Annotated in this window: 6 protein-coding genes and 1 pseudogene; 2 read left to right on the top strand and 5 right to left on the bottom strand. The window is 72.1% G+C overall.

Annotation, left to right across the window (positions count from 1 at the left end):
• The 4 genes and pseudogenes from FLX08_RS39155 to FLX08_RS39170 form a co-directional block, all read right to left on the bottom strand.
• Window positions 1–609, bottom strand: a pseudogene (locus FLX08_RS39155) (DNA-directed RNA polymerase subunit beta); the annotation flags it as partial.
• 337 nt (window positions 610–946) lie between these two features.
• Complete coding sequence (locus tag FLX08_RS39160) at window positions 947–4,477, bottom strand: S8 family serine peptidase (RefSeq protein ID WP_244313223.1); 3,531 nt, start codon at window positions 4,475–4,477, stop codon at window positions 947–949.
• 458 nt (window positions 4,478–4,935) lie between these two features.
• Window positions 4,936–5,547 (bottom strand): VOC family protein, encoded by a 612-nt coding sequence (locus FLX08_RS39165; RefSeq protein WP_142625317.1) that lies wholly within the window; start codon window positions 5,545–5,547, stop codon window positions 4,936–4,938.
• A gap of 70 nt (window positions 5,548–5,617) precedes the next feature.
• Window positions 5,618–5,974, bottom strand: a complete 357-nt coding sequence (locus FLX08_RS39170) for a VOC family protein (RefSeq protein WP_142625318.1) — start codon at window positions 5,972–5,974, stop codon at window positions 5,618–5,620.
• A gap of 191 nt (window positions 5,975–6,165) precedes the next feature.
• Here FLX08_RS39170 and FLX08_RS39175 point away from each other — a divergent pair, with 191 nt between their 5' ends.
• A complete protein-coding gene (locus FLX08_RS39175; RefSeq protein WP_244313224.1) occupies window positions 6,166–8,967 on the top strand; it encodes an ATP-binding protein in 2,802 nt (933 codons plus the stop codon).
• Between the two features lie 387 nt (window positions 8,968–9,354).
• Here the strand turns inward: FLX08_RS39175 and FLX08_RS39180 are convergent, their stop codons facing one another.
• Window positions 9,355–9,756, bottom strand: a complete 402-nt coding sequence (locus tag FLX08_RS39180) for an HNH endonuclease signature motif containing protein (protein ID WP_142625320.1) — start codon at window positions 9,754–9,756, stop codon at window positions 9,355–9,357.
• 930 nt (window positions 9,757–10,686) lie between these two features.
• Between FLX08_RS39180 and FLX08_RS41745 the strand changes: the two genes are divergently transcribed.
• On the top strand, window positions 10,687–11,163 hold a 477-nt coding region (locus FLX08_RS41745), incomplete at its 3' end, for a hypothetical protein (RefSeq protein WP_208761963.1).

Here is an 11,163-nt window from a genome sequence, read left to right on the forward strand (position 1 = left end):
CAGCCAGGCCCCCCTTGAGGGGATGACCTTGGCGCCGAAGAGCTCCTTGTCCGACGTCTTGTCGATGCTGCGCTCGAAATAGACACCGGGCGAACGGACGAGCTGGGAGACCACGACACGCTCGGTGCCGTTGACGATGAAGGTGCCCTTCGACGTCATGAGCGGGAAGTCGCCCATGAACACCGTCTGGCTCTTGATCTCACCCGTGGTGTTGTTGATGAACTCCGCCGTGACGAACATCGGGGCGGAGTACGTCATGTCCTTGTCCTTGCACTCGTCGACCGAGTACTTGGGCGGCTCGAACCTGTGATCCCGGAACGACAGGGACATGGTTCCGGAGAAGTCCTCGATGGGACTGATCTCCTCGAAGATCTCTTCGAGACCCGACTGAAGCGGAATGTCCTTGCGCCCGGCCTGGCGAGCCGCCTCGACCCGGCCCTTCCATCGCTCGTTGCCCACCAGCCAGTCGAACGACTCGGTCTGCAGGGCGAGAAGGTCGGGCACTTCGAGCGGCTCCTCGATCCGCGCGAAGGAGACGCGGCGAGGACCGGGCGGAACGGCGAAAGCGTGGGACGAGGCGTGAGGCGCGGCGTGAGGCGAGGCTGCCAACAGGTGTCCTTCCGAGGACTCGCGGACTGACTACACGCGCGCCGGAGGACAGCTCACTCGATAGGAGGAAGTGGGATGCCGAGGGCGAGCGTGAGAGGGCAGCATAAAGCAAACTACAAACGAATGTCCACACTTATCCGCATTGTCAACCTCTATCCCGTAGTCAGAATCGCATGCCCGCCCGGAATTCGTCAAGCCGCACTCAAGAAGACCACCTCTCGCGCCCCCGCCGGACAGCACGCCGGATCCCGAGCCGAAGCGCGGCCATCGCACGAGCACGCAAACGCGGAAAGACCGGCCCGCCGGAGGGGGCGGGCCGGTCTCAGAGGGGAGGCGGTTAGGCGCCCGCCTTGTCCGGACGCTCGGTGACCCGGATCGCGTTCACGATGGGGTCGCCCTTGTGGGGCCGGAAGACCACGTCGAGCCGGCCGCCGGTGACCTTCACCGTGTACCGGCGGGTCACCGCCGTGTTCTCGCCGGCCTCCTTGGCCAGGTCGAGCCCCTGGATGACCGGGGCGTCCGCGACGGCGACGTCGAAGACGCGCTTGCCCGCCTTCTTGTGCCCGGTCTCGGCAAAGCCCAGCTCCACCGTGTAGACGCCGTCAGGAAGACGGTCGAACCGGTAGGCCCGCATGCCCTCGCGGGCGCTGCGGAACAGTCCCTGCTCGGACGTGCCCTTGACGTCCGTGGGCGACGTCTTCGCCTTTCCGCCGCCCACGTAGCCGTACCCGCCGGGGGTGTATTCCCGGTCGGCCGTCCACGTGTCGCCGGCCGCGTCGACCACGTTCCTGCCGCCGCCCGCCTCGACGGCGACCTGCACCTTCGGCACCACGACGACCACGCTGACCGGGACGACCGGCGCCCGGCCGCTCGACGAGCGCACGAGCAGCACACCGGTGCGGACATCCCCCGGAGACAGTCCCGCGCTTGAGGCGGTGACCCGGAGCGTCACGGACCCGCCCGCCTTGATGCTCCCGCTCGCCGGCGTCACGCCGAGCCAGGTCTGCGCCGGGTCGTTCTCGACCGTGTACGTCGCGTCGGAGCCCGGGTTGGACAGCTCGAAGGTCGCGTTCCTGGTGGCCGAGGCCGGCATCACCAGGGTGACCTGGTTCGTGGACGCGGTGACCCGGCCGGTGGCCAGTGCGGCGTCCACCTGGGTCCGGCCGCCGGCGGCGACGCCGACCTCCTTGGTGAGGGTGCCGTAGTCGTCCGCCGAGATCTCCACGTGGTGGTCGCCCGCGGGCACCTGCCCGAGGAAGGCGCCGTCGGGGCCCGTGGTGAAGGCGACGTCGCCGACCTTCACGGTCGCGCCGGCCAGCGGGCCGCCGTCGTTGGCGTCGGTGACGGTGCCGGCGACCAGCCCGTGCCCGCGGGCCGCGATGGTCAGGCTCTGGCCGTCACGCAGGACCGGGCTGTCGGACGAGTACTGGAACGCGTCGGTGCCGTCGCCGTTCTCGATGCCGATCGTGGCCTTCTCCCCGGCCTTGAAGTCGCTGTCGATCCCGCGGTAGCGGAACCCGATCGAGCCGTCCTCGCCGAGCAGCGCCTCGAACGAGATGACCGCGTCCACGCCGAAGAACCGGGCGTTGCGCCACTCCACCACGAAGGTGCGGTTCGGCGCGGCTCCGATCGTGGCCGTGTAGAGCGCGCCCTCGCCCTCGAACAGCCCCAGGTCGGTCCAGTACGGATAGATGGCGGCGTTCGGCCCGTCGCCGGAGGGCAGTGGTTTGTGGGTGGGGAACGAGTAGGCGTTGTCGCCGAAGCTCAGGAACCCGTTGGTGCTGACCAGGCCGCTGGTGTAGGTCGTGCCGTAGAACGGGAAGGCGAACGGCAGGGTGATCCGCTGGGTCTCGTCGTCGTAGGTGAGAGGCTCCAGGTGGGTGCCCTCGACGTACGGCTGGGCACCGCTCCTGCAGGTGTGGCCGAACCCGTCGATGTGGCTGGCCAGCTCGATGTCCCTGGTCATCTCGCCGGTCACCGTGACGGGCACGGTGGCGTCCTCGGCGCACAGGGAGTCCGCCGCGACCTTCAGGTCGTAGGTCTTGTGCGGCAGCAGCAGCTCGTAGTGGCCCCGGGCGTCGGTGACGGCGGTGGCCGGCGTGCCCGCGGCGGTCACCGTCGCGCCCGCCTCGGGCAGGCCCACGCTGGTGACCGTTCCCGACACCCTGCTCAGCGTCTGCGCCGTGAGCGACACGTCCTCGGTGACCGTCTCGTCGGTGCCGACGGTGACGGTCCGGGTGACATCGTCGTAGCCGAACTTCCGCACGGTGAGCGCGTAGTCGCCGCTCAGCAGGCGGGGCAGGCTGTAGGTGCCGTCCTGCGCGGTGGGGACGGTGCGGTTCAGCGGGCCGGAGACCTCGACGGTCGCGCCGGAGACCGGGGAGCCGTCGGAGCTGACCGTCCCGGTCAGCGTGCCCAGCTCGCCGGCCGGGGTCGCCTTGACGGCCGCGTACGCGTCGAGCATGCCCTCGCCCCAGACGAAGTTGTCCGCGGCGGTGCCGCCGCAGCCCTCGTCGTCGACGTCGGTCGCCGTGTGGTCGAGCAGCGCCCGGGTGCCCTCGATGTCGCCCCGAAGGTAGGGGGAGGCCGACCACATCAGCGCCACGGTCGCGGCGACGTGCGGGCTGGCCATCGAGGTGCCCGACTTCAGCCCGTATCCGTTGCCGGGCAGCGCCGAGCGGATGTCGACGCCGGGGGCCGAGATGTTCGGCTTGATCTCGCCGTTCTCGCCCGGTCCCCCGGAGGAGAAGTAGGCGATCTTGCCGCTGGAGTCGAAGGCCCCGGCGCTGTAGCTGGCGACGTACCCGCCGGGCGTGCCGGTGGTGTCGCAGCCCGGTCCCGCGTTGCCGTTGGAGAAGGCGGGGAAGATGCCGGCGGCGACCCACGCCTCGACCATGTCCTTGTACCAGAGGTCGATACCCTCGCCGCCCCAGGAGTTGTTGACGATGTCGGGCGCCAGGTCGGGACGGGGGTTCTGGCCGTTCAAGTCGGTGGGCGCGAGGATCCACTGCCCGGCGGCGAGCAGCGCGTAGTCGGGGCACCCCGTGGTCAGGCAGGCCTTGGCCGCGATCCACTTGGCTCCGGGGGCGACGCCGATCGCGTTGCCCCCGCCGACCCCGCCGACCCCGCCGACCCCGCCGACCCCGCCGACCATGGTGCCCACGGTGTGGGTGCCGTGGCCGCGGTCGTCGCACGGCGCCTGGTCGAGGCAGGCGTGCGCCGGGTCGAACCAGTTGTAGTTGTGGTCGACGGCGCCGCCCGGCTGGGTGCCCCGGTATTGGGAGACCAGGGCGGGGTGGTCCCACTGGACACCGGTGTCGATGCTGGCGATGACGACGCCCTCGCCGTGGTCGCCGAGCTCGTTCCACACCTTCGGGGCGTTGACGCGGTCGACGTTCCACTCGACGGAGGCGGTCGCCGCCTGCGCCCTGGCCGGCTGCGGGTCGGGCAGGGGCACGGTGCGGGACGGCTCGATCGCCGTCACCTCGGGCAACTCGGCGATCTCGGCGGCCAGCTTCGCGTCACCGGTCACCTTGACGGTGTTGACGATCCAGAAGGGGGTGAACTCCGCGTGCGCTTTCGTGAGGAGTTTGCGCAGGCCGGCCTGCGAGGAAGCGGCGGTCTCCGACTTCAGCCGGTAGACCTGCCGCCCCCTGTCGTTCTTGTTCTTGGCCATTCGGGCGGCGCCGAGGTCGGCGCGGTCCTTGAGCCGTACCCAGAAGGTGGCCTTTCCGTGGGCGGACAGGTCGTTCTGGACCACCCGATCGACCTTGTCCGGTCCGGGTGCGGCCGATGCTGCGCCGTACGCGGCGTTCTGCGGGAGCAGCAGGGCGAGGGCGGCGGTCCCGATCAGGACCGCACGCCGCACGTGCGGGAGTAACACAAGCTCTCCTATGTGGGCAAACAGGCACCCACAGGGGGAAAAGGGATAAGTGGGGTTCGGATGAACTCCGGGGACGTATCGTGGTGGATCTTGCCGGGGATGGGCAATATCGGGGCAAAGAGTTCAACTGGATTTAACAATCGCCCCTTACTGTCCGGTCGGGACGACCGAAAGGTGCGCCTACCGCCGCGCTGCCGCACCCGGGGCCGACGCCGTCGCGGCGCGGACTCTCGCCCGCGAGACCGTTCTCGAGCTCGCCGTACGCGGGGCGGGCACGGCTTCACCGGCTTCTCGACAACGGAGGGAGGTCTTGTCCTCGGCCTGGGCCCGATGAAGCAGATCGTCGTCGACGCCGGCCGGAGGACGGCCGCGGTCGGTCCCCGTGTCCGATGGGGTGAGCTCGCCGCGGCGTGAGCGCGTCCGGGCACGCCCTGCTTGACTCATCAGGCGGACGCGGCCTCCCAGACGAACCCGTCGGGGTCGGTGAAGGGCCCGGCGGCCCCGCCGATCACGATCCGATGTGATCCCGCGCCCTCCTGGGGGACACCGGCGTCCTTGGCGAGGGCGCGGCGCGGATAGAGCGCCAGCGTGACGGCCGACGCCGGGGTGTCGAACTCGACGTACTTGCCGCCGAAGCTCTTCGCCACGGTCAGGCCGCGGTCGACGTAGAACCGCCTGCTCGCCTTGACGTCCGCCACTCCCAGCAGCAGCGTGACGTGGTCGATGTGCCGGACCGCCGGACCGGTGTCCTTCTTGTTCGAGGTCGCGATCTTGCAGATCGTCCCGTCCGGGGCGCGTACGACGCCGCCGTAGCCCCAGAACCCCTTCGTGGCCGGCTTCAGCGTCGTGGCCCCGGCGTCGAGGGCGGCGCCGACGAAGGCGTCCACGTCGCCCGGCTGGGACACCACGAGGGACAGCGCGAACCCGCGGAAGCCGGTCGCCGGCGCGTCCGAGGCGCGTACGTCCACGTACGGGCCCAGGCCGAAGGCGTCGTAGAAGGCGTCCGCGGCCTCGGGGTCGGGAACTTCGAGGATGACGGATTCGAGAGAGGTCATGGGAGGTCCTTCCGGAGGGGTGGGGTCGTCGTCTCTTCGGGGGCCGCCGTCAGTGGCGGACACGGTGTGTTCACCGGTCCTGCAGGATGCCGAGGACGTTGCCGTCGGGGTCGGTGACGGTGGCCACCACGCGGCCGCCGCCGACCTCGTGCGCGGCCTCCTTCACGGTGGCCCCGGCGGCGGTCAGCTCGGCGAGCTTCGCCTCGATGTCCGGCACGTGCCAGTAGGCCACCGGCGAGGTCATGCCCTGCGGCCCACCGCCCGGCACCAGGCCGATGTGCTGGCCCCCGGCGTCGAAACCGACGTAGTAGGGCGAGTCGGTCTGCGGCGGGACACCGAGCAGGGCCACGTACACCGCCTTGGCCTTCGTCAGGTCGGACACGGGGTGCAGCACGGTCGTGATGCCCTGGGTGGAAGAGCCGGTCATGGTCACTCCTGTCGTCGTGGGTCGCGTCGACCCGCCGTTCGCGTGGTTCACAGCCTCGCTCCCGGCCCGGCCCGCCCACATCCGTGGTGATCACGGAAACGGCCACGGAGCGACGGTACGGAGCGACGGCACAGACCACCCTCGGAGGCCACCGCGGATCGCGTACGGAGGGCATGCGACAAGATGGGGCAGTGGCGACAGGAGTGGAGATCTCGCCTCGGGAAGCCGAGGTCCTGGAACTGGTCGGAGCCCATCTCAGCAACGCCGAGATCGCGGCACGGCTGTGCATCTCGGTGCGTACCGTGGAGAGCCACGTCTCCTCCCTGCTGCGCAAGCTGGAGGTGCAGGACCGGCGGGCGCTCGCCCGGCGCGCGCCCGAGCCGGCCGGCGCCGCCCCGTCACGGCCCGCACCGGCGCTGCCGGCCCCGCTGACCTCGTTCGTCGGCCGCGCGAGCGAACGGGCCGAGCTGACCGAGATGATCAAGGCACACCGCCAGGTGACCGCGGTCGGTCCCGGCGGGGTGGGCAAGACCCGGCTCGCGCTGGCGGTGGCCGCGGAGGCGGCCGGCGAGCACCCCGACGGGGTGTGGTTCGTCGACCTCGTCCCGGTGACCGATCCGGACATGATCGCGACCGCGGTCGCCGGGGCGGTCGGCCTCGGCGAGCAGCCCGGCCGCGACATGACCGAGTCCGTGGTCGCCGCGCTGGCCGACCGTCATGCGCTGCTGGTGCTGGACAACTGCGAGCACGTGGTGCACGGGGCGGCCCTGCTCATCGAGCGGCTGCTGGCGAGGTGCCCGCGGTTGACCGTGCTGGCGACCAGCCGGGCCCGGCTGATGGTGCCGTTCGAACGGGTCTACGCGGTCCCCCCGCTGTCGCTGACCGTCGACGGCGAGTCGGACGCCGTCGCGTTGTTCCTCGACCGGGCGGCGGCGGTGGGGTCGCCGCTCGATCCACCGCTGCGCGACCAGGTCACCTCGATCTGCGAGCGCCTGGACGGAATGGCGCTGGCGATCGAGCTCGCCGCCGCCCGATATCCCACACTCGGGCTCGACGGCATCACCGCCGCCCTGTCCCACCCGCTCCGGATGCTCACCGGCGGTTCCCGCGCCGACGAGCGGCACCGTTCCGTACGGGCGGCGCTGGACTGGAGCCACGCCCTGCTCGAACCGGCCGATCGGGCGCTGCTGCGCCGGGTGTCGGTGTTCGCGGCGCCGTTCACCGCAGCCGCGGCGGCGGAGGTGACCGGGTCGGAGGCGGGCCTGGTCGCCGACGGGCTGGCCAGGCTCGCCGAACAGAGCCTGCTGGTGGTGACGGCGTCCCAGGGCGGCACGGAATATCGGGTGCTGGAGACCATCCGCCAGTACGCGACCGAGCGGCTCGCCGAGGCCGGTGAGCTGGTGGACGCCCGAACCCGGCACCTTCGCTGGTGCCTGGCGGAGGCCGCCGGTCTGGCGACCGTACGACAGGACTGGCGGGTTCGGTTCGACCTGGTCGCGGACGACCTCCGCGCGGCCCTCACCTGGGCGGCCGACCGGCCCGAGCAGCGCGCGGACGCGTACGAGCTCGCCCGCCACCTGGCGGAACCGGCCTTCATCCGCAACCTGACCGGCGAGTCGCAGCGGCGCTATGAGCAGGCGGCCGAGCTCGCGGCCGACCCCGCCGTCGCCGCGGCGATGCTCCGGCAGGCCGCGGCCGTGGCCGGCTGCCGGACGACCGGCGACGACATGTACCGCCTCCGCCTCGCTGCCGCGGACGCCGCCCGCGCCTCAGGCGACACCGCCGGCGCCGCCGCCGACCTGGCGACCGCCGCCACCATCGCCTTCCGGTTCTCGACCACGTTCGTACGGCTCCCGTCGCGGGAGGAGGCACTCGCGCTGGTCACCGAGGCGCGGGACCTGGCCGGCGACGACCCGGCCGCGCGGGCCGCGGTGGCACTGGCCGAGGCCGCGGTGCTCAGCGACGCGTTCGGCGCCGTCCAGGGCCCGCCCGGGAACGCCGTACCGGAGACGATCGCGCGCGCCGAGCGGGCGGTCGAGCTCGCCCGCCGGACCGGCGACCCGCTCGCCGAGTCGGCCGCGCTCGACGCGCTCACCGGCGCGCAGTGCTGGGCCGGCGACGCGTTCGCCACAGCGGCCACGGCCCGGCGCCGGATCACGCTCCTGACGTCCCTGCCGATCTCGCCGGCCGGCACCCACGAGCTGATCGACGCGCTCGGCATGGCCGCCGAGGCCGGCCTCGGCGCGGGGGACGTGCCGGGCGCCCGCCGCTGGGCACGGCAACTGGCCGGTCATCCGTCGCTGGCGGAGGTCGGTCACCGCGCCACGTGCCGATTGCTGATGGTCGACGCGCTGGCGGGCGACGTCGGCGAGGTGCTCACCGGCAGCGTCCGGTTCCTCGACGCGTGGCGGCGGGCAGGCAGCCCCGCCCGGTCGATCCTCAGCCCGGCGGCGGCCGCCGTGGCGATGATCCACGGCCTGCGCGGCGACCACGACTCCCGGTGCGAATGGCATCAGGTCCTGGACCAGCTCGGCAGCTCACCGGAGCACACCTACGGCTACGGGGCGGTCTTCGACGCCATACTCCTGCTCCACCAGGGACGAGCACCGGAGGCGATGGAGCGGACGGCCCCCGAGCCGGGCCGGGTGTGGAAGTGGGTCACCTGGATCTGGCACCACTGGTATGTCGCGCTGCGCACCGAGGCCGCCGTGCTCGCCGGGAGTCCCGTCGCCCGCGACCGCCTCGCCGAGGCCCGGACCGTCGTGGCCGGCAACCCGGTCGCCGGCGCCATCGTGGAGCGAGCCGGAGCCCTGCTCGACGGCGACCAGGAGGCGCTGCTCGCCACGGCAGCCGCCTTCGACGCCGCCGGCTGCCGCTACCAGTCCGCGCGGACCCTGGTGCTCGCCGGCGGCAGCCATGCCGAGCGCGGCGCGACCGCACTTGCCGCCCTCGGCCTCACCCCGATGGCCCCTCCCCCCTTGGACTTTCCCTGACGCCCCCTGCCCCCCGATCCCGGCGAGGTAGGTGTGCACCTCCGGCGAGGCGAGCAGCTCGACGAACGTAGTACGGTCCCGCGCCTCGGGCTCACGGAGCACGAGCCGCTCGGTGCGGATCGGTGCGGATCGGTGCGGATCGGTGCGGATCGGTGCGGATCGGTGCGGATCGGTGCGGATCGGCTTGGGGCGGCCGAGGGATACGTCCAAGATCTGACGCCGCGCACGCTAACAACCCCGTAGAACGACATCGACGCGTGACAGAGATACTGGAGGAGCCGGCGCCATAGGCAGTGAAGTCGCGGTCGTGTACGTCCCATGGGTAGGACAGAGACTCGGCGAACAATCGCCGATCGAAGCCCGGCCTGTCCGCGCGCCGCCCCTCCCTCACTCGCGTAGTCGTCGGGCTCTTCCGAGGCGGTGGTAGGTGAAGGCCCAGCGGTCGGTGCCTTCTTTGCGGCGGGTGTAGCGCTCGGGATGCTGGTAGCGGTGGCGGTTGTGGAACTGGCAGGCTGGTCCCAGCAGCTTCAGGTCGGTCAGGCCGCCGGTGCTCCAGTTGTCGGCGTGGTCGATCTGGCACATGGTCGCGGGCAGGGGGCAGCCGTCGATCCAGCAGGTGGCGTAGCGGGCGAAGATGGCCCGTCGTTGGGCGGGGGTGGCCAGGCGGACTTTGCGGCCCATGTCGAGGACCTGTCCGTCGGCGTTCAAGACGATCCGCACGAGGGTTGAGGTGCGGGCGAGGCGGTGCACGCTGGAGAGGGGCAGCACCTGCCCGGTCGCCAGCAACAACCCCGGCACCATCCCCAACGACGCCCCCAACGACGCCCCCAACGCTGGTCCCAGTGACGCCCCCAGCGCCGTCCCCTGGAACGCCCCGGGCGGCGTGCCTGCCGACGCTCCCGGAGCTGCTCCCGGAGCTGCCCCCGGTGACGCACCCTGCGCCGCTCCTTGCGCCGCTCCCGGCGTCCCTCGCCCGGTTCCCGGTGCTGTTCCCGATGCCCTCCCGGGTGATGTCTCCGGCTCCGGTCCGGGCCCACCGGGCATCGTTCCCGGTGCCCCCGGTGCTGTTCCCGGTGCCTGCGCCGCATGCGAGCACCGCGCGTCGCCACTCCACCGCCGCCACGCGCCCTGGCCGCCCGCTGCGTCATGCCGAGTTCGGCCCGGCTCTTCGCCGTCCCGCTCATCGCGGCCTGGCTCATGGCCACGCTGGCCCCGGCGCACGTCGCCGTGGTCTCCAGGCGTGCTCTGCCCATGCCGGCAGTCCCCCGCAGGCCGAAGCCCGGCGTGGGCGTGATGTGCGGAGGCGTCCTCGGGAGGAGGATCCGCCCACGCCGCCTCCGAGGGCGCTACCTGCGATGGCGGTGCGTCCGAAACCGTACCGCCCGAAGCTGTTGTGTCCCAAGCCGTCGTGTCCGAAGGGGCTGTATGCGAATGCTCGCCACTCTCGGCAGGCCAGGCTGACGTGCGCCGCGTGGCGTGCGGTGCTCCCGTCTGAGTCGCGGCACGGTCGCTGTCTCCGCCCGTGGCGGGCGTGGTCTCGTCGCCCTCCGCAGAGCTGGCGCTCGTAGCGTCGTCGCCCTGGGCGGAGGCGGCGTTCACCGTGTGGTCGCCCCCGGCGGAGGCGGTGCTTGTGGTGTCGCGCGGCTCGCACTCGCCGGACCGCCGCTCACCGCCCCCGCGCTCACCGGCCCCGCGCTCACCGACTCCGCAGCCGCGAGAGTGCGCATCGCGTCCGGCCGAGCCGTCGCCGGAGCCGGTGGCGTCGTCGGCGGTGTGGTCGGCCTCGGCTTCGCGCACGTCACCGAGGCCGGTCTCTGCGGTAGCGCAGGCGTCGTCGGAGGCTTCCTCGCTCGGGCCATCGGCGCTGCTCGGGCTGTCGGCGCTGGCGACACCGGCGTTCGCGTCTCCATCGACACCGGCATCGCTCCCCGCACCGGCCTCGGCAGGGCCGAGCTCGTCCAGGGCGTCGGAGTGGTCGGTGCCACCCGCAGCGGGACCGCCCATGGCGCCGGAGACGTCGTCGTCCGCCTGACTGGGGTCATCAGCGCTCTCGGCGTCGCTGCCACAGTCGCCGGTGGCAGCAGCCTCGCTCGGGGTCTCGGCGCTTCCGGCGGCGTCGGCGGCGTAGTCGCTGCTGTCGTCGGCCTCACCGGGAGCAGAGTCCCTGGCGTCTTCTTTGGCGGGGCCGGTGTTTTC

This window comes from Microbispora hainanensis (assembly GCF_006874475.1).
Classification (GTDB): Bacteria; Actinomycetota; Actinomycetes; order Streptosporangiales; family Streptosporangiaceae; genus Microbispora; species Microbispora hainanensis.

Coding starts and splice junctions, on each gene's coding strand:
- FLX08_RS39170 (WP_142625318.1), bottom strand. CDS start 5,974: ATGACCGGCTCTTCCACCCAGGGCATCACGACCGTGCTGCACCCCGTG.
- FLX08_RS39165 (WP_142625317.1), bottom strand. CDS start 5,547: ATGACCTCTCTCGAATCCGTCATCCTCGAAGTTCCCGACCCCGAGGCC.